The 19,936-nt window shown below is 41.1% G+C and carries 14 protein-coding genes; 1 reads left to right on the top strand and 13 read right to left on the bottom strand.

Translation table 11 applies throughout. The annotated features are described in order from the left end of the window. Positions 1–27: 27 nt before the first annotated feature. The 4 genes from SATMO3_RS00125 to SATMO3_RS00110 all read right to left on the bottom strand — a co-directional run bounded on the left by SATMO3_RS00125 (position 28) and on the right by SATMO3_RS00110 (position 4,467). Entirely contained in the window at positions 28–426 is a 399-nt protein-coding gene (locus tag SATMO3_RS00125) for a response regulator (RefSeq protein ID WP_371375813.1), read from the bottom strand. A gap of 364 nt (positions 427–790) precedes the next feature. After that, entirely contained in the window at positions 791–1,132 is a 342-nt protein-coding gene (locus SATMO3_RS00120; RefSeq protein WP_371375810.1) for a hypothetical protein, read from the bottom strand. Between the two features lie 132 nt (positions 1,133–1,264). Next, complete coding sequence (locus SATMO3_RS00115) at positions 1,265–3,940, bottom strand: PAS domain S-box protein (protein WP_371375808.1); 2,676 nt, start codon at positions 3,938–3,940, stop codon at positions 1,265–1,267. Between the two features lie 2 nt (positions 3,941–3,942). Continuing rightward, a complete protein-coding gene (locus SATMO3_RS00110; RefSeq protein WP_371375805.1) occupies positions 3,943–4,467 on the bottom strand; it encodes a response regulator in 525 nt (174 codons plus the stop codon). A gap of 427 nt (positions 4,468–4,894) precedes the next feature. Between SATMO3_RS00110 and SATMO3_RS00105 the strand changes: the two genes are divergently transcribed. Further along, positions 4,895–5,593 (top strand): response regulator transcription factor, encoded by a 699-nt coding sequence (locus SATMO3_RS00105; protein ID WP_371375802.1) that lies wholly within the window; start codon positions 4,895–4,897, stop codon positions 5,591–5,593. 55 nt (positions 5,594–5,648) lie between these two features. Here the strand turns inward: SATMO3_RS00105 and SATMO3_RS00100 are convergent, their stop codons facing one another. The 9 genes from SATMO3_RS00100 to SATMO3_RS00060 form a co-directional block, all read right to left on the bottom strand. After that, positions 5,649–5,861, bottom strand: a complete 213-nt coding sequence (locus SATMO3_RS00100; protein WP_371375799.1) for a hypothetical protein — start codon at positions 5,859–5,861, stop codon at positions 5,649–5,651. Between the two features lie 128 nt (positions 5,862–5,989). Continuing rightward, positions 5,990–7,897 (bottom strand): ATP-binding protein, encoded by a 1,908-nt coding sequence (locus tag SATMO3_RS00095; RefSeq protein WP_371375796.1) that lies wholly within the window; start codon positions 7,895–7,897, stop codon positions 5,990–5,992. A 153-nt stretch (positions 7,898–8,050) separates the two neighbouring features. Then, positions 8,051–11,326, bottom strand: a complete 3,276-nt coding sequence (locus SATMO3_RS00090) for an MASE3 domain-containing protein (RefSeq protein ID WP_371375792.1) — start codon at positions 11,324–11,326, stop codon at positions 8,051–8,053. A 265-nt stretch (positions 11,327–11,591) separates the two neighbouring features. Beyond that, positions 11,592–12,449, bottom strand: coding sequence for a UbiA-like polyprenyltransferase (locus SATMO3_RS00085; protein WP_371375789.1), 858 nt, complete (start codon positions 12,447–12,449; stop codon positions 11,592–11,594). Positions 12,450–12,776: 327 nt separating this feature from the next. After that, positions 12,777–13,079 carry an STAS domain-containing protein gene (locus tag SATMO3_RS00080; RefSeq protein ID WP_371375786.1) on the bottom strand — a complete coding sequence of 101 codons (303 nt, stop codon included), beginning with the start codon at positions 13,077–13,079 and terminating at the stop codon, positions 12,777–12,779. Positions 13,080–13,229: 150 nt separating this feature from the next. Further along, positions 13,230–15,983 (bottom strand): SpoIIE family protein phosphatase, encoded by a 2,754-nt coding sequence (locus SATMO3_RS00075; protein ID WP_371375783.1) that lies wholly within the window; start codon positions 15,981–15,983, stop codon positions 13,230–13,232. 88 nt (positions 15,984–16,071) lie between these two features. Then, on the bottom strand, positions 16,072–18,741 hold the full coding sequence (locus tag SATMO3_RS00070; protein ID WP_371375780.1) for a PAS domain S-box protein: 2,670 nt from the start codon (positions 18,739–18,741) through the stop codon (positions 16,072–16,074). Positions 18,742–18,766: 25 nt separating this feature from the next. After that, positions 18,767–19,246 (bottom strand): ATP-binding protein, encoded by a 480-nt coding sequence (locus SATMO3_RS00065; protein ID WP_371375777.1) that lies wholly within the window; start codon positions 19,244–19,246, stop codon positions 18,767–18,769. 32 nt (positions 19,247–19,278) lie between these two features. Further along, a complete protein-coding gene (locus tag SATMO3_RS00060) occupies positions 19,279–19,599 on the bottom strand; it encodes an STAS domain-containing protein (protein ID WP_371375774.1) in 321 nt (106 codons plus the stop codon). Positions 19,600–19,936: the final 337 nt, after the last annotated feature.

Genomic DNA, 19,936 nt, shown 5'->3' with positions numbered 1-19,936 from the left:
AATTGCGACACTAAAAAGCAACACTGTTCAAAATTCTGCCAGCCCCAACTTTTTCATTACTTCCAAAAACTTTTCTGTATCTACCGGTTTAGCCGCATATGCGTCGCAACCGCTTGCGAAAGCTTGCTTAATATACTCCGTGTCTGCCAGGGCTGTTGTCATGATAATCTTGAGCCGCTGCTCAAACAACACTCCATTTTGTTGTTCCAGATTACGAATGGTTTTTAGTACTTTTAAGCCATCTACTTTCGGCATCATAATGTCCAGACAGGCCAGCTGATATGGATTGCTTTCCCTCCAGGCCAGCAAATAAGCTTCAAGCGCTTCCGAGCCGTCTACCGTAATATCACACTCTCCGTACATCGCCAGAAACTTAGATAAAAATTTCCTGCTTATTAGATCATCTTCGGCTATCAATATTCTCACACTGCCGCCTCCGTTAACGAGTTTCTATTATTTTTAAACATAGGCTACGATAAGGGAATTTAGCATGGTCTCTGCCAACCGCCTTTACTACTATAATAGAATGTAAATCTGTCACTGGACTGACTAAAGTGTGACAAAGGTCTTACAATTCCTGATTTTTTGATTTTATAAAGAAAACACGGCTTGCGCCGAGCCTTTGGCGAAAGCGGAAGCCGATCTTGCCTTTATCCAGGCGAAAGTTATACTTTCTATCAGGATAAAAAAATAAACCTCACGCTCACATTAATGTGAAGCTGAGGCGCTAGAGTTTGTTATTATATATCATTAAGTACCTAAATCAAATAATTCTTGGGAACAGCGGCTTCTACTGCAGGTATCTGCCATTTCCCTTATGTTCAGTATGCCTGATGCCATGGGCCAAACTGTCCAAAAGATGTCCTGTCATTGTTATCGACAAAGAATAATTTTCATGTTGCACATTAACCAGCAATTCATTTGCTTTTTTAACAAGGCTTTTGGCGCGGCTGTTTTCACAGTCAGCATTATGGCCACTAAGTAGCGATTGTACAAACTGAGATGCCAGCAAGCGCATGATCTTTTTATCCCGCCGGCCACGAATTTCCCGGTGCAATTGGCAAAGAATCAGCATGCTGTCCATTTTATTCTGGTCATTCTCTATACAAACCTGGCTAGATTGTATTGACATGTTAACTCCTCCACACTTAGTAGTTGTATCTAATTACCCAATAAACCCTGTTATATTAAATCCTAGCATGAAATTATGTCGAAAAACTGACCAAATAATGACAAAAATCTTACAAAATTATATCTTCTTTTTTTACGTCATAAGACTGAGAACATATTCCCTCATTTTAGCGACGTATAGAAGTACTTCATCTAAGTTTTTCCGGCGTGCGGCCAATTGGCTCTTAAACGCCATTGTTCTTAACTCGTCTAATTCCTCTTTTCCCGCCAGTTCCTTAAGTTGGTGAGCATAATGCTCGACACGCGCCACATCATTACCCTGAACAGCCGCTTCTAGTTTTCTAAGTAATTCATTCATAGCTTTCTCAGCCCCAGCATCTAATACGAGCCTTTTTAATCTTGCAGCCGCCAGCTTCCCCCTATCGTCTATTTTTTCAATAGCCTTATCTGCAGCTATTGCCTGAAAGGCCACTATTTTTTCCAGCTTTTCAAACAACTCAGCCAGACGAAACGGTTTTGCCAAATAGTCATCCATCCCTGCCAACAAAAACTTTTCCTTATCACCATGCAGCGCATGTGCTGTAAGAGCGACGATTGGTATATGGCGCTCCGTTCCGGCCTCGGTTTCTCTTATCCTGAAAGTTGTTTCAATCCCATCAAGTTCAGGCATCTGAATATCCAGCAGGACGCAATCATACCTAGTCTGGTTTAAAAAAGTTAATGCTAACACTCCATTTTCCGCACAATCTGCATAATGCCCCATTTCTTTTAACATCCGTTTGATTACTGTGCGATTAACAGGATCATCTTCTACCACTAACACGCACATAGGCGTTAGCGTAATCAGTTTTTCCCCTGATTCTGCCGCCCCTTGTACTGCGGCCTTCTCCGCTAGTACAAACGGAATTGTAAAACTAAACTCACTGCCATATCCTAATCTGCTGCTGACAGAGATTTGGCCTCCCATCATCTCCACCAACCGTTTTGAAATGGCTAAACCCAATCCATTGCCGCCATATTTTCTGGTAATGGAGCCGTCTACCTGACTGAAGGTCTGAAAAAGCTTATCCATATCCCCCGGCGCAATACCTATACCGGTATCAGTAACTCGAAACGCCAGTGTAATGAATTTGTTATCTTGACATTCGTTTTTAACCTCCAAAGATACCGATCCCTGTTCTGTGAATTTTATGGCGTTGCTAAGTAAATTAGTCAACACTTGCCGTAATCGATTCGGATCTCCTTTTATCCTCTGGGGGATAACGGCGGCCAACGTATAAGAAAAATCCAAACCTTTGTGCATAACCTGACTGGTATTGGCCCTGACAATTTCATCAATTAGCTCCCTTATATCAAAATCCATATTCTCAATCGTCAGTTTATCAGCCTCTATCTTGGAGAAATCCAGAATGTCATTGATTATTCCCAGTAATGAGGCGGCGCAAGTTTTGGCAATATTTAGGTTTTCTTTCTGTTCTGTTGTTAATTCAGTCAATAAGGTTAAATCAATCATTCCCATAATTCCATTAATCGGGGTTCTTACCTCATGACTCATATTTGCCAGAAACTGGCTTTTAGCCATATTGGCTGCCTCGGCCCTCTCTTTGGCAATTTGTATATCTCTTTCCGCCAGCTTTCGGTCTGTAATATCTATACCCATTCCCAAATAGCCATCCTGCTGACCGTCGACGTGATAAAAGGGACGGTTAAACCAATATAGCCAGCGGTATTCACCGTCACAATTTAAAATACGTATTTCGTGATCAAAGCCAATGGAAGGAAACGTCTGTCCGTCATGGCAACGTGCACGGTCCTCCGGATGCACTCTGTCCAGCCAGCCATAACCCTTAGCCTGTTCGGCAGTCTGACCGGTGAGTTCATACCAGACTTTATTTATGTACTGACACTCATATTGAGAACTTGTCCGCCAAATTATCGTTGGAAAACTTTCAAACATAGACAGAAAAAAATCTCTTGACTGTAAAATGGCAAATTCCTTTTCCTTGGTACTTGTTATATCAGCCAAAGAAATCAGTACATTCTGCCTGCTTTCGACCTTAATTGCCGCCATGGAAGCTTGAAACCACATACGGACACTATTTTCCTCATACTGGATTAACTGGCAGCAATCAAACGCCGTTACCATAGAGCTACCCGCAAGAGTATCGCGAACCGCCTTTCTAAACTCGCAGTAGCGGAATTTCTTGCCATAACCACACTGAATTACAGGCTTAGAACCTCGCTTGGAACAAAAAAAATCACCATAAAACCGGCCTTCAATTTCATATCTTTCCACTTTAAAAATCTTCAGTATTTCTTCATTAACCTGTACGATTCGTTCCGTACTATTTATGATGATCATTCCTACCGGTGCTGAATTGAAAATAGTTCTTAATTTTGTCTCTTCATCTTTTAGCTTATCTTCTAATAGCCGGTACGGAGTCACATCCCTAATAACAGCCACCACACCGTAAAAACCTTCTTCACCTTTTTCAACAGGTGCAAAAGTTGCCAATACGTATTTTACAGAGCCGTCTTTGGCTACTAAATAGGTACGATCTGATAAGCCTGTCATTTCCCAAGTATTTAATACTGTAACAATTGGACTATCCTCTTTATCCTGTGTCTGGCTGTTAAAAAGACGGAAAACAGCGTCAAAATCACGCCCTACAGCTTCCTTACCTGCCCAGCCGGTTATTCGTTCAGCCGCAACATTAAAAAACACGATCGTGCCAATATAGTTGATGACAATTACGCCATCGCCAATAGCCGCCAAGGTGTTTGCAATTGCTTCACTACCATAGTTCACCTCTATATCAGCCTCCTAACCACAGTTAACAAATCCTTCTGTCTAAAGTTCTCTTTAATCAAATAGTCATTGACTCCGGCCGCTATTCCCCGTTGCCTGTCCTCAGCAGTTTGCAACCCGCTTAGCAGTACTACCGGCAAATGCTGCAGATGTTCCCGGGAACGAATATAGTTAATAAGCGCCCATCCGTCTACCCGAGGCATGTCAATATCAGAAAGAACAATGTCTACCTTGTATGAGTCGAGAACCTGCTGGCCCTCCAAGCCGTCATTGGCCGTCTTAACCTGGTAGCCGGCAGCAACTAATACATATTCGAGCATAGTCCGGGCCGTAATTGAATCTTCCACAATCAGCACCGTCTGCTGCTGGTTTATTGCCGATAAATTAGTATTATTAGTTGACATGTTCTTTTTGCAGGTAGTTTTTACTCTGGTCGCATTTTTTTTTGTGTCGATATTTTCATTGCTGCAAATGGCGGCATCGTTAAACCTTTTGAGGCGCAGCTGCCGTTTTTCAAGCCTTTTCATAAATACCTCCTGCCACCGACTTTTGTTGTATAAATTACCAGCTATATAACCTTATTCTAGAAAACAAACATGTCACACGCCTGACAAATTGCTGACATATGTCTTACATATAAAGTAGACTAACCTTATCCCGGGACTTAGGCGCACGCCTGTGCCCGTACTTGTAGAAGCGGGAGTCTTCGAGCGGGTTAGTCGTCGGATAAATAAAAAAGGAGAATAGGGTTATACGCTATTCTCCACACGCCATGATTCACGATTAGTCGTTCTCCGGTCAATCAATTCGATACAATAATTGGATAAGTAGGAATTTCTTACAAAAATCTTACAATTACTACTATAAATATTTGCCAGGAAAGGGAATCCAGAAACTGTGTCGTATAATAAATAATATTATAATTTTTTTACTACTTTTCTGGAGGTTACGTCCATGGCTGACAAAATTCTTGTTGTCGACGACGATCCTGTCCTTTGTGAACTAATTTCTGCCTATTTAAAAAATGATGGCTTTGACGTTGTTGTTGCAAGTTCCGGTCAACAGGCTCTCCATTTATTATCCACTGCTACTTATGACCTGCTATTGCTCGATGTTGTTTTGCCTGACACTGACGGTAATCAACTCGCCCAGCAAATGCGTACCCTCACCAATATTCCGATTTTATTCATTTCTACAAGGGATTCCGAAGTTGATAAAGCAATCGGCCTTGGCGTAGGCGGCGATGATTATCTGACCAAACCTTTATCCCGGATTGAGTTAGTGGCACGCATCAAAGCCCATCTTCGGCGCTATCGCCAGATACAGACCAAGCCTTTTGATTCGGTAAGCACAAGTGTCGGTCCGATAAGAATTGACATCTCACAGCGCCGAATCTGGATTCACGACAAAGAAGTTACTTTAACCACGCGCGAGTTTAATCTCTTACGAGTGTTTACCCAGAATCCAGGTCAGGTGCTTACCAAAGAGCAGTTGTTTGAACTGGTATGGGGCGATGAGTTTTTTGATGACAATACACTTATGGTAGCTGTGCGGCGACTTCGTTCCAAGATTGAAAGTAATCCGACTGAACCCAAGCTAATTGAGACCGTTTGGGGGGTAGGTTATCGTCTAAGTCTAAAAAAATCCTGCTAGCTGATAGCCAACCACAGGCTTGCTTTGTTACTTCTCCGCGCAGGAAAAATATATCTTAAACCTGCTTGCTAACTTTTGACAAATTGGTCACTACATAATGCAATAACTTTTCTAATTCCTGAGAAGGCTCCAAAAATAAATAGGGATCAATCTCCTCATGACAATACTTGCGTTTGTTTCTTAAGATAGACAAGTTGCGTCTGGTAATCGCATAGCGTTTTCCTTTTAATATATAAACATGATCGCAAAGCTGAATTATCGTTTCCATTTCTAGCCCCCCGACTCTATTAAATCATTACACTCCGTTTTGTACTTATTCATATTATATCTCTATAACCTGACCAGATAATGACAAAAAAATTACAGTATTCTTACAAAATAAAAACAGCCGACAGGTTATCGGCTGTTTTTTATATTATTGTTTTTCAGGACGTTTCGTAAAGCTTCACAGGCGTTTTGATACTCAGCTTCCAGTTGAGCTATACAGGTATCCAAGCCACCAAGCGTGTCCAGCCTAGCTTGCGTTTCAATCCTGCCGCAAATAGTTGCCAACCTTTTGGCGCCAATACTGGCGCTGCTTGATTTTAAACTATGTGCTGTTTTTATCAGTGCTGATATATCCCGGTCTTGCGCGGCCCGGCAAATCGCTTGCTGTATTGATGGTGTGCTGGAAAAAAATATTCCTATTACCCGCTCAAGTACCGGTTGCCCGGTTTGTTGCTGCAATTCAAGCAGGTCATCCATAATCAGGTCATCCAGGACATCCTCTACACCCATTTTTTCAGGGATATTTGCCTTATTTCTAACCAGATCGGCATCTGTCAAACGCAATAAGAGCTGACGAATATGTTCCGTTTTGACAGGTTTACTAAGGTAATAATCCATGCCTGCCTGCTTACATTTTTCGATATCGCCAGGCATGGCATTGGCAGTCACCGCAATAATCAGAGCGGCTTTTTTATCTTGGGTTCTCTCTAAGTAGCGAATTTGCCTGGCTGCCTCATATCCGTCCATAACCGGCATATAACAATCCATAAGAATGAAGAGATAGTCATTCTTTTTCACCTTTTCCAGAGCATGCTGGCCGTTATCGGCAAGATGCACTGTCAAAAACCCCATATGCTCTAACTGGAGAGTTAGTAAATCCCGGTTAACAATATTATCTTCAACTACAAGCACCGGCTGCTGCAATACTTCATCCGGTATTGCCAATGTATGCTGGCAAGTGGTAGTACTGGCCGCCGCCAGGCTCGGGTTGACAGACAGTTCAAACGGGATGGTAAACCAAAAAGTAGAACCAGAACCTTTTTGGCTTTTTACTGCAATGATTCCTCCCATAAGTTCAACCATTCGTTTCGAGATAGCCAACCCCAGCCCTGTTCCGCTATAATTACCGCCACCATAATGACTAATTTGGGAAAACGGCTGAAACAGCTTCTGCAAATGTTCTTCCGAAATTCCTATCCCGGTGTCGTTAACTGCCAAATAAATATATCTCAAACCGGCTTGCGTTTTTGCCGAAACATAAATATTGACGCTACCTGCTGCGGTAAACTTTACAGCATTATCCACTAAATTCATAAGAACTTGTTTTATTCTGATCCGGTCGCCATAACATATTTTATTTTGGATAACCGGATCGATAGTAAAATCAAGCACAATATTCTTTTTCTCCGCCTTTTTCGCATAAAGGCGAACCACATCAATTACAACATCCGTCACGCTAAAATCTGATTTTTGTACATCCATTTTTCCTGCGTCGATTTTAGTATAATCTAACACATCATTGATTAAAATCAATAAGCCATCGGTAGCATCCTGCAGGAGATGGAGATAACTCCATTGCTGTTCTGAAAGATCGGTTGCCAGCAGGAGGTCCACCATTCCCACAATAATATTCATGGGAGTTCTGATTTCATGGCTGATGGTTGCGAGAAACTCGTGTTTGGTACTGTTTAATTGATCAATATTACCATAATCTTGCATATAATCATTTACATAAATTAAAAAAAAAGATCGGTTGTCATCAGAATCTGTTACTTTGACAAATTCCCAGCAAAGAGTTCTCGTGCCGCCATTTGCGTTCTGAATATCACTTTGGGTTCTGTAAACTGGCTGATCTAAACTGACATACGGCAAAAATTGTCGTATTGTACTATTTATCAGTGATTTCGCGTTACTATTCAACATACGAAAAAAACGATCGTTTGCTTTTATAATGGTTCCAGTGTTGTCTAGTATTGCCACACCTGTTATTTGTGTAGTCAATACTTTATCAAGTAACTGCCAGTCCCTTTCGTTCATATAGTATCTCCTCCGCGGATAACCTTATATATTTAAATTTTTTTACTACTAAAATCCCTGTATTAATAGAGAAAGACTGGCGAGAGTCAGCCAATCTTCCCTATTTTTAATTTGGCGCCTTACATAAATGCCGGATATCGTAAAGCACATACACTAGGCAATTTTCTCATATACAGCTTTTGTATTTCTAAAACATTGCTGGATTGCTTTTAGGAAATCGCCTACATTCTCGACGTTCCCCTCTGACGCCTGTGCTTCCATAGCGGCACATAGCTTCACCAGCTCTTGCGCACCAATTGCCGCACTGCCTGATTTTAGACTGTGACTGATATTCTTAATAGTGATTGTATCTTTTGTCTTAGCAGCTGACGCTATCTGTTCACATTTTTTGGGGAATTCATCAGCAAATAGCTCAACCAGACGCACAAGCATATTACAGCCTTTTAAGCGGCTTAGCTCCAGAATGTCTTCTACCACATCCATATCCACCAATTCCTGAATTGGTTTTTGATCTGTAGACTCAGGCAATGATATTAATTCCCCGGAGACTTTCGCGTTTGCTTTGCTAACGGTATATTGCTGCAATACCTCGGTCAACCGGTTTAAGGTCACGGGTTTACTAAGAAACCCATCCATACCGGCTTCTTTACATTTGGCGCGATAGTAATCTTCAACATGAGAGGTTAATGCTACAATCGGTGTATAGCGCCCTTTAGCCTGCTCAAACTGACGAATGATACGGGTGGCCTCAAATCCATCCATCCATGGCATACAACAATCCATTAGAATAATCGAATATTCATGAGCTTCTACAGACTTGACAGCCTCTTTGCCGTCAATCGCCACGTGAACATCAATTACATTAAGCTTGGCTAACTGCATCAGCACTAGTTCGCGGTTAACAGGATTGTCCTCGACAACAAGTATTGAGCCCGCAGCAGACACGCTTTGCCTATATTCCTGCCTTACGGTTTGCGATTCCCGTTCTTCCAGAAATACCGGCATAGGTACGGAAAACCAGAAAGTACAACCCGCTCCTTTTTTACTGCTGACACCGATTGTTCCCCCCATTAGTTCTACTAAATGCTTGCAAATTGCCAAACCAAGGCCAGAACCTTCGCTTTTTTGTTCTATTGACGAACTAACCTGATAAAAGGGGGTGAATAATTGATCTTGGACAGATTCCTTAATACCGCAGCCGGAATCGCTTACTTCACAATGAAAAATAACTGTGTCATTTTGCCCGGGAATAGTCCAGCCCCGGATAACGACAGCACCATTGGGAGTAAATTTGACCGCATTACTTACAAGATTAATCAGAATTTGCCTGAGACGAACAGGATCACCCATTACGATCGGCGTATCCGCAGCAAACTCCAAATATATGTCTGTCCTGTTTTGTTTGGCTTTAACGCTAAACAAACTAATGACACCTTCAATAAGAGGCCGTATCTGCAGCGGGATAATCTGCAAGTCAATTTTTTGAGCTCCCATTTTTCCCAAGTCCAGAATGTCATTTAGGATGATATTAAGTGAGCTGGCCGACTCATAAACTACCGTTGCGTATTTTCTTTGTTGCTCATTCAACTGAGTATCCAGCAACATCTCCATCATACCGATAATGCCAGTCATTGGTGTCCGCAGATCATGACTTACTTTAGCAATAAATTCAATTTTCGACCACAGGGCTTTTTCGGCTACCTGTTTCATTTCCTGCGCAGTTTTCTCCGCTTTCCGTCGCTCATTATCGGCGTAAATAACTTCAAGCAGTATACCGGCCGTAGAAATAAAAGGCCGCAGTATTTTTAGCTTTTCCTCATCATAATCTGAACCCAGGCGAGCCAGTACCAACACGCCAAAAGAGACCTCACCGGAAGTAATTGGAATACCAATGAGCGACGGCAGCGTTTCACCGGCTTTGTCCTGCAAAATAGTCTCCTGTCGCTGTAAAACTTGATCGGCATGACAGCGTACAACTTTAGCCAACATATCCCTCTGCTCCACGAATTCATCTGAAATACATTCCCAGGATAAGAAGACGGAATCTTTTTCATTCTGCCCGGCTTTTTCTCCTTCCAGGAACGCGTAATCACTGCCGGTAACATGTAACAGGCGGTCAAGCATCGCCCCAAAGACAGTACTGGAATGATTCTTGCGGATAAACTCCGCCGTTCCCCAATGTAAAACATCCAGCAGATTGGTTTGTTTCATCAATCGCTTTTCCGTACTTTTTAGAGTCGTTATATCATGGCTGACAATTAAGACCGTATCCGTATCAAACTCACCTTGTTCCAGCGGAGTCAAAGTTGTATGAAAATGCTTTAGTCCATCAGAAAATGCATAACTCCATTCAAAGGAAACCTCTTGTCCGGCATACGCCTTCTCAAGGTTTTCCAGATAGAATGTCTTTACCGGCCCTACCAAAATATCATCCACCCGCGAGCCCATAAGACTCTCTACAGCAATTCCCTGCTGGCGATACCAAGCTCCGTAAATACTGGTAAAACGGTGCTGCCTATCCAGTGTAGCAATAAAATCATCCATAGAGTTGACCAAAGTCCGGAACCGGTTCTCACTGACGGTCAGTTGCCCCTGGGCAGTCCTCAGTGCCTGCAAGGCGGCCTGTTTTTGTTCAAAAGGTTTTACTATTGACGATATACACAAACTGCGAAGTAAAAAAGAAAATCCGCATAGGCGATAAGCATGCGCCGTAAGAATATCAATTGAATTAATGCTTGCAAAAAAGGTTCCTATACTCTGTCCCCCTATAAGAAATACATAACCAAGCATTAAATTCAAACCTTCCGGTGTACGCTCAATACGGTATACTTTATAGATGGACCAGAGAGTTGCACAAAAACCGACAATTATTATATTTTCCAGAAGGATTTTAAGCGGAGTCCCGCCCTGGCCCGCTATAAACAGAACCGGTAATTTTGAAGCCTGCGTTATAAAAAGCCATATTACGGCAATAGTAATAATACCGCTGATAGAGTAATAAAAAAGGCATGATTTTTTCAAGGGCATATCTGGTTTCCGCCAAACTAGCCACAAACCAATACTCTGGACAAGGCGGGCAGTTATGCTTGTCCAGGCGGGCAATTGACCATTTTCTATATTTTTCGCTGCTAATAATGCCTTTATTGGCATGCCAGGATATGACATTACATGAACAAAAGTTACGCTGCCAATAAAGAGAAAAATACAACCTGGCAATATTCGATAGAGGGACGTATTATGGTTATATAAAACAATTCCCTGGAAGGAAATACCCGTAGCTACGGCAACTACGCCGAGCGCCATCGTAATATGATATAAAAACGCCGATTCTCTGCTTATCTGGACATCGCCTATCATGGAAATTAACGCCAATACCACTAAGGAGAGGCACGCGACCAGCATATATAATTTTTCTGTTTTACTACTCATTACGTTGACCTCCCGTAAAGCTAAAAAGGCGGACTTATCGATAACTAAAATAAAAAATCATCATAACCTATCTAAAATTATACTATGGCTCATTTACTCACAATTGAATTATACTGCAAGACCATAAACTAAATTCTTACGTAATTCTTACATTTTTTAAAATCCGTTAAGACAATAATACCAGCTTATTATCTGGAAGTAAAAAAGAATCCGGTACATTTATGCACCGGATTCTTTTTTGGTAAGGATAAGCTTTCATAAATATCTATCGGATTCCCATATCCAGAATAGTTGCCAAAAACATAACTATACTAAGCGTACCGTTAAGATTAAAAAAAGCAAAATTAATTTTTGAAAGATTAATAGGGGATATTGCCGCATGCTGCTTAAACATCAAAATTCCAGCCAAAATTAAGCCTATCCAATAGCTTACACCTAACATTAATATAATACCTGTTAAAATAAAAAACACCATGGCTCCCACATGGGTTATCGCCGAAACCGTAAGTGCACGCGCAACTCCGAATCGGGCAGGAATAGAGAACAAACCTGTAGTACGGTCAAAATCAAAATCATCACAGGCATAAATAATATCAAAACCGGCTACCCACAAAGCAACCCCCAAACTAAGTAAGACAATACCGGTGTCAATGGCATTACTAATTGCAATCCAGGCAGACAGCGGCGCAAACCCGATTGTTAATCCCAGCACATAATGCGACAGCCAGGTAAACCGCTTTGTATACGAGTAAAAAACAAAAGCAAGCACACACACCGGCGATATTTTAAAGGCTAAGGGACTTAGTTGGTAGGCTGAAACTATGAATAAAGCCGTAAATCCGATTGTATATAACCAGGCTTCTACCAGGCTTATCAATCCTTTTGGCAAGGCTCTGCTTCTGGTTCGAGGATTTTCGGCATCAATATACCGGTCAATAATTCGGTTCAAAGACATCGCTGTTGTTCTGGCGCCAACCATAGCCAGCGTGATCCAGATCAGATTGTGATTGATAATTAATTGTCCTTCTGCTAAAAAGACCGCCATATAGACAAACGGCAAGGCAAAGATAGTATGTTCAAATTTAATCATTTCCAAAAAAACCGTAATTTTACCTAATGGCATTATTTCACCGTCACTTTCAAATAAAATATACTCCCTTTGCCGCAATCGGCGATAAAACTAAATTTATTGTACAAAATAAACATGACTGTGTCCTTACATAATTCTTACACCTTCCTTACTTTACTTGGAAAGATGTAGATGAATAAACATATAAAAACCTATATTTCATCCGTAGTCTTCAACAGGGTCTGGGATATAACAGTTGCTCATTTAACAATATAATCTCGGCTATCCCGCCTAAATAACAACCGAACGAGAAATGCCGGCATAAAGGTTATACTTTTACTATGTAAACATTTCCCGAGACGAACATAAAATCCTTTATAATTACTGCATTTCAAAAACTTCTGTCAGGAGAGTTATTTCAAAAAGCTCCTTAACAAGCCCGTTTACTCCCCGCAGCGTAACCCTGCCCCCTTGCCTGCCTGCTCCTTTATGCAAGGCAATAAGCGTCGCAATACCGGCACTGTCCAGATAATCGACTTGCTCCATATCAATAAGAAAGCGGCTATATCCCTGTGCTAAATATTCCTGTAATTCTCCGCGCAGTTTTTCAGCGTCTTCCGTATAGATAGCTCCCGCTAACTGAACCATAATATGTCCATTTTCAATTTGAAGTTCATAATTCACGCAATTCCCTCCTATGCAGATCTCTTAACCTATATATTTCGCAGTAAAGAATTTGCCGAGGCAGGCGACTGGTCGGTGACTGCCTCTTTTGCCGTCATGCCCCCCACCTGCCAAGCTTTAGTGCATCATATGGAAAGACTTGCTATCCGGTTACTGACTAATATGATTAATTATCATTACCTCATTGCCTAGCCGGTTATAAAGCACTTTGTCACTCCAGGCAAGCATGAGAGGAATACCCCTGCCCCTTTCACTGTCGATCATATTTTTAAATATCTGTCTGGTGCCGGTAGCTGCAAGGTTGGCAAGCTTATCATTACCATTAAAACCGTTCCCGCTGTTTCTTACTCTGATAATTAACCAGCTGCCGATTTTATTAATTTTTACCCTAATGCTGTCGCCGTGCTGCCGGGCATTCATGATAGCTTCCCCTACCGCTACGTCAATTTTTTTAGCTCGATTACCGGCTAGATTCTGTAATAGATGATTGATGCGTCCCCGCACTGATCGATTTTCTTTCCGGCTGGAGTATTCAAAAAGTATTGGGAACGGTTTTAACCCCTTTATTTCAATACATAATGCTGAACAATCATCTTTCATATTCCCTGCCGTTAAATCTGTAAGCAATTCATAAGCTTCATCAAATCTTCCAATACTATCAACTGCTTTGGGCGGCAATTGCTCTAATATACCGTCCGAGAATATAAAAAATGTATCGCCGTTTTGAATTGGCAAAGTAATTGTCCCAAATTTCGGTGTCTCGGTGACCCCGAGAAAAATTCCGGGAATTGTAACTTGGCCGCTTTCCGTTCGCGTACTTACCAATGCCTGGTTAATTCCAGCCGTCCAATATGTTATTCGTTTTTGACGAAAATCAATGGAGAAGGCTATGAGCGCAACAAAGATATTATCTTGCAAATTGTCGCATAAATAACGATTGAGCTCACCCAGTCTTGCTAAAGACCAGGGCTGTTCCCGATCCATCATTTCATTAAGCATAGTGCTGACAGCCGAAGTATAAAGAGCTGTGGCAACACCGTGCCCCGAAACATCAATCAGATAACCGTGAAACATATTCTGATCATGCGTCCAGCGATATCCGTAGAAATCGCCGCTGACAATTGTTAAAGGCCGGAAGATAGTACGAATAGCCAGCTTTTCATTCAGATAATCATTGGGCAGTAAGGATCGCTGTACAGCGCCCGCAACTTCCACCTGACTTTGAATTTCACTCTGCAGTTTCCGGCGTTCGGATATATCACGGATAACGCTGAAAACAATTCCCTTACTGCCGATTTGTTCACCAATCGAGTTAACCTCAACAGGAAACTTACTGCCATCTTTCCGGCGATGCATAATCTCAAATGTAATTCCTCGCTTGAAGGCAAGATTAATATGTTCACGGAGAAACTCGTCCTCTTGTTCTATCCTAAGGTCTGTAATACGCATGTTAAGAAGTTCATCCCGCATATAACCGTATGCTTTTTCAGCAGCAGGGTTCGCTTCAATAATCCTGCCACTGTTTATATCAATAAAAAGCATAATATCGCGACTATGAATAAAAAATAACCGATATTTCTGAAGTTCTACCTGCGCCAACTGACGCTCCATTATCTCTTCTTCCAGTGTAGCATTAATTTCTTCTAATTCAACAGTTCGTTCGGCAACCTTGCTTTCCAGTTCAGAATTCAGCCGGTACAAAGCAGCCTGTGCCTCTTGCCTTTCCATAATTTCTTCTTCCAATGCGGCGTTTATATCCTGAATTTGAATTACTTTTTGATTAAGCAGTAATTCTTTATCTTTAAGCAAATTGATAGTTTGTTTTATTTTATCGCCCATACGGCCAAAGGTTTCACCCAGCAGATTAAATTCGTAAAAAGTTGCTAATTGCTGGTCGGTCTTCAACATATTGTAATTTTCCGCCGCGATATAATTTGACTGATTTATTAACCAGTCTATCGGCTTTTTAATACGATTGGTAAACCAGGTGGCGCAAGGGAGAATAAGCAAAACAATTAGCAAGGTAGTGCCAGCCATCATGGCTAACTGGTTATAAATCGGATTAAGAATTTCCTTTTCACTGATACTGCCGATTAACGTCCAGCCATATTCAGGCATAAATTGATAAGCGCCCATAACCTTGTTACCCAGATAATCACTCCAGTTGGCAATGCCGCTTTCACCAAGCTGAATATGCTGCAATGCATCGTCGGAAAGCTTAAGTTTCATTCTCGCTTTAGGATCAATCATTCCCTTGTCAATCAGGATATTAGTGTATCGCGGCTCAGAAATCATGATGCCTTCCCGGTTGACAAGCAGAATTTCTCCCGTGTGGCCAATCCAGTTGTCCCTCAGTAATTTCTCAATTGTTGTTGTGTGGACAGATCCCAGCACAACCCCCTGAAAAATTCCCTGCTTATCAAATATTGGCGAAGAGAAATTAATAAGCGGCAATCCGCTGTTGCGGCCAATCACAATATCGGAGATATAGTCTTGTCCTGCCGCCGCAGCCTGGTAATAAGGCTGAGCAACAACAGAAGCGACACGAATACCGCCACTAAAAGTGGATATTTTAAATAAACCATCTTTGTTTATATACGATAAGGAATCAAAGCTGTGATTCCCTTCTTGCATAAGGCCAAGTATATTTTTTATTTCAGTTTCGTCTGCCTCCTGAAATTCTTTCAAGCGACTAATTTTGCGGACATCTTCCCGCCGCTCGTCTATCCAGTTTTCAATGAGTATTTTCTGAAGCTCGACCCGCTGGCCAATCATTTCCAGACTTTTTTGCTGAACAACGCTAATTTGCACAAAAGTGTATAAAGTCATAATCATTACACTCGGAATAACAATAAGCAGCACTGTCCATATCCTTAACTGACGATGCAAAGTCTGATGCTTCATAGCGCAACTCCTTTGGTATTTGCTTTAACCAAGGCAACGTAGTCACAATATCAGCCCAGCACAAAATTACCGAAATAACCACTCCGGACTATAAGATCATTTTTAAATGGCGTTTCATTATGCCATATAACAAATTGAGTTTAACAGGTTTGGTGATATAATCATCCATGCCTGCTTCGATACAACGCTCAAAATCCCCGGTCATAGCCAGAGCAGTCATTGCAATAATAGGAGTTTTCCTTGCCTGACCTTCCCTTAACCGGATGAAACGGGTGGTTTCAAAACCGTCCATGTCCGGCATATGGCAATCCATAAAAATAAGATCATACCGGTATTTATCAAACAGTGTTATTGCTTCCTGTCCATCTGCAGCAATATGAACCGAGGCTCCCACTGCTTCCAGTTGTGCCTGCGCAACCTGCTGATTAACCGGATTGTCCTCAACAACCAGCACCAACAGGTTTTGTGAATGGAAACTCGTTTTAGCATCCATATTTTTTTGTAAAAACATCTGGTTCTTGTTACCTTTTTTTACCGGCACGGAAAACCAAAAAATCGAGCCTTTTGCCGGTATACTGCTGAAGCCAATTGTCCCTTCCATTAGTTCCACTAGGCGTTTGGATATAGCCAGCCCCAAGCCGGTTCCGCCAAATCGTCGTGAAGTACTGCCGTCTGCTTGCTGAAAAGGCCGGAACAGCGACTCATGCATTTCTTTAGGAATACCGATACCTGTATCAGAAACCTGAAACTTTACCCTGACATATTCCGGTGTCTCAAACTCTTTCCAGACATCAACATCAATTTTACCTTCCCAGGTAAACTTAACCGCATTGCTTACTAAATTTAATAATACCTGACTTATACGATTCACATCGCCCATAAATATGCCGGCTAAAGCAGCATCAATTTGCACCGACATTTGTACCTGCTCTGCGTTCAGTTTTGTTCGGCATAGTCCTTCTATGTCATGAATAAGCGACATTAACTGGAAAGGAACTGTTTCAATCTCCATCTTGCCAGCCTCTATTTTTGATAAATCCAGCACGTCGTTAATAATGGCAAGCAAAAGATCGGCCGAGTTGGTAATAGCCGCCAGGCATTCCTGCTGCCGTGCATCCATACTGGTTTTCTGCAATATTTCTGTCATACCGATGATACCGTTTAGCGGGGTACGAATTTCGTGACTAATAGTCGCCAAAAAGTTGCTTTTAGCCTCACTTGCATCCTCGGCAGCAGATTTAGCCGCCTTTAATTCTTCTTCCTGTAGCTTTCTGGCTGTAATTTCCATTATCATGCCATCAATTCTTTCAATTTTCCCATTCGGGCCAATCGCAGGTATCCGATAATCGCGAATCCAGCGCAATTCGCCTGATCTATGGTAGATACGGTAATCATTTACGCCAACGTTCCCTGCCAGATTTTCGGCATTTAAATTCTCAAAAATGCAGACATCGTCAGGATGAATAATCTGCCGCCACATATCGGGATTATTGAGAAATTCTTTGGGCTCAAAACCAAATACATCCTGACACCCTTTTGAGAGAAGATATAAATTGTCCTTGTACATGTCTTTGGACCAAAATAACAAATCAAGACTGCTTAAAATATTTTGCAGCCTTTCATTTGCTCTGGACAACGCACGTTCTGTATTAATCAAACTGGTAATATCGTTAAAAGTAATTATTACCCGCTGCGGCAATGCATTTTCTAAGCCGCCGATACCTTCCGCGTTAACCAAAATCCAGGTTATATTCCCAGCTCTTTTCCTAAGACCCATAATCACATTATTACATGATTTTCCGGTTAGTAATGTTATAATACCCGGGCAATCTTCGGCAGAAAACACTGTACCGTCTTCCCGTAGAAATTGTATCTCCGGTTCCAATGTTGATTTTCCATTCATTTGTTCAAAAGTTACGCCGAATAATTTTTCCGCTTGTCTATTAGCGGCTATTATCTTTTTTTCTTGACTTAATATTAATAAACCTTCGGCCATAGCATTTACAATTTGCTGAAATTGCTCTTCACTTTGCGCTAAAGCATCATCGATGATTTTATCTGTCGTAATATCCAAAGTGGTACCGCGAAAACCCGTTAATTTTTTATCCTTATTATACTTAGGAATACCATTATTGCTTAGCCAGACTACTTGTCCATTTTTAGAAATTGCCTGGAAAATAAAATTTTTAAATACACTCGGATTATACCGCGCTTCTTCCATTAATCTAAGAAACTCCGTCTTGCTGCTGGCCGTGAGAATTTGATACACCGGTTTTCCGATTAGTTCTGCAGGGTAGTATCCTAAAATATCAGATATCCGGTCTGATAAAAAGATATTAGTCCCATCTAAATCAAATTCCCATAGATACCGTTCAAGTGAGTGCACAATATCTACGGGACATTCAGCTATACTGTCAGCAACAGGCTTTTGTTCCTTTTTGCAGTCTATAACAGCTTCTCTTATTGAACAAACATAATATTGTCCAACGGGTTTTGGAGCCTGCACTACTGACAACTCAATATTTCTAAAACCCAGAGGTGTTGCTATTTGAGCCTCAATTAGTGAGTCGGAGGATAATTTATCATTTTTCAGTACAATAAGATTATGCAAAGATCTGCCTTTATAATCTTCTGCCGCACAACCGCAAAGCTGCTGTCCAACATAGTTAATATCAATAATATTCAATATTTCATCACAGATAATAATTGCTTCAGGCAAAGCATGAAATATAGTTACATATATTGAAGTATCCTTCATGAAAAGATCCCCCGCTAAAGATTTTTCAACAGTGAAGAGGATTCCTATTTGTAGCAATTTCCTTTACAAGCAGTACTTCATTACCTTGTTTATTGTACGTAACTAGATTAGTCCATAATAACATAATCTTTATGCCACGGCCATGTTCCTCATAGATACCTGAGTTGAATATTTTCTCTTTTCCTTCTGCTAAATACTTTTCAATAAGACTGTTTCCATCGAAACCGGGTCCGTCATCTTTAACCCGTATCACCAGTTTATTCCCAATCACATTGATTTTTATTCTTATACTGATTCCGTACCGAAGTGCATTAATTATGGCTTCGCCCAAAGCTACCCGGAGCATAGCTACTTCATCACCGGCAATCTTATAGATACATAAAAAGATTTCTTTTAAAATAGTGCGCCTCTCGCATTGCAGCGATAAGTAAAAATTAAGGGGAAGTGACGTTGAACCATTCGTGGTCCCATAACTATTGTTGTAGTTGGTATCGTCCTTAACCATCTACTTGCACCGCCTTATCTTTTTAACTCATCTTAGCCATTCTCAGAATCAGATCTGACATCGAAAACAGTTATTAAATGTGTTATAGTGAATAATTCTTTAACTACCCCCTTTAAATGTTTTAGCACAATATGGCCCCTTATTGACTCCAGACGTTTATTAACTGAAATTAAGACAGCAATTCCTGAACTGTCAATATAATCTAATTCCCCCATATCCAAAATATAAGTGTTATATCCCTGATCTATATAAGCTGACAGCTTTGCCCTTAAATCTGCTGCATCTTCGTCAAACATTTGCCCAATAAGCTTTATATTTACCTGGCTGCCGTCAATACTGAAATGTTGCTTCATAATAACTCACTCCCAATAATATGTATAAACATCTGTTCCTCTTTTACTTTATTCGACATTCTACTGTAATTATAGGCCGGAGATACCCTTTTTTCCTGACGAATAAATGACAAGATTCTTACTTTTTTCTTACATTTTTAGATTGGGTAGTATTGTATTAAAATTAAGCAGCACAGTCTTAATAAACAGAACTGTGCTGCTTGTGTTTGGCTTGCTTATATAGTACTGTAATTGCTTGTGTACCTTTTTTATAACGAATCACCCGGCTCACCAGAATTAACGCTGTTAGCGCAATGTATGCACAAAAATATCAATAAAAACCAGGTAAAGCAGAATA

Source organism: Sporomusa aerivorans, from assembly GCF_041428895.1.
In the GTDB taxonomy this organism is placed as follows: domain Bacteria; phylum Bacillota; class Negativicutes; order Sporomusales; family Sporomusaceae; genus Sporomusa; species Sporomusa aerivorans.
Note: the sequence above shows the minus strand (reverse complement) of the source record. Positions and strands in the feature narration are given on the sequence as shown.

Bases quoted from the DNA above. Each gene is read 5' to 3' on its own strand.
- SATMO3_RS00120 (WP_371375810.1), bottom strand. From the start codon at position 1,132: ATGTCAATACAATCTAGCCAGGTTTGTATAGAGAATGACCAGAATAAA.
- SATMO3_RS00110 (WP_371375805.1), bottom strand. From the start codon at position 4,467: ATGAAAAGGCTTGAAAAACGGCAGCTGCGCCTCAAAAGGTTTAACGAT.
- SATMO3_RS00105 (WP_371375802.1), top strand. From the start codon at position 4,895: ATGGCTGACAAAATTCTTGTTGTCGACGACGATCCTGTCCTTTGTGAA.
- SATMO3_RS00100 (WP_371375799.1), bottom strand. From the start codon at position 5,861: ATGGAAACGATAATTCAGCTTTGCGATCATGTTTATATATTAAAAGGA.
- SATMO3_RS00095 (WP_371375796.1), bottom strand. From the start codon at position 7,897: ATGAACGAAAGGGACTGGCAGTTACTTGATAAAGTATTGACTACACAA.
- SATMO3_RS00090 (WP_371375792.1), bottom strand. From the start codon at position 11,326: ATGAGTAGTAAAACAGAAAAATTATATATGCTGGTCGCGTGCCTCTCC.
- SATMO3_RS00085 (WP_371375789.1), bottom strand. From the start codon at position 12,449: ATGCCATTAGGTAAAATTACGGTTTTTTTGGAAATGATTAAATTTGAA.
- SATMO3_RS00075 (WP_371375783.1), bottom strand. From the start codon at position 15,983: ATGAAGCATCAGACTTTGCATCGTCAGTTAAGGATATGGACAGTGCTG.
- SATMO3_RS00070 (WP_371375780.1), bottom strand. From the start codon at position 18,741: ATGAAGGATACTTCAATATATGTAACTATATTTCATGCTTTGCCTGAA.
- SATMO3_RS00065 (WP_371375777.1), bottom strand. From the start codon at position 19,246: ATGGTTAAGGACGATACCAACTACAACAATAGTTATGGGACCACGAAT.
- SATMO3_RS00060 (WP_371375774.1), bottom strand. From the start codon at position 19,599: ATGAAGCAACATTTCAGTATTGACGGCAGCCAGGTAAATATAAAGCTT.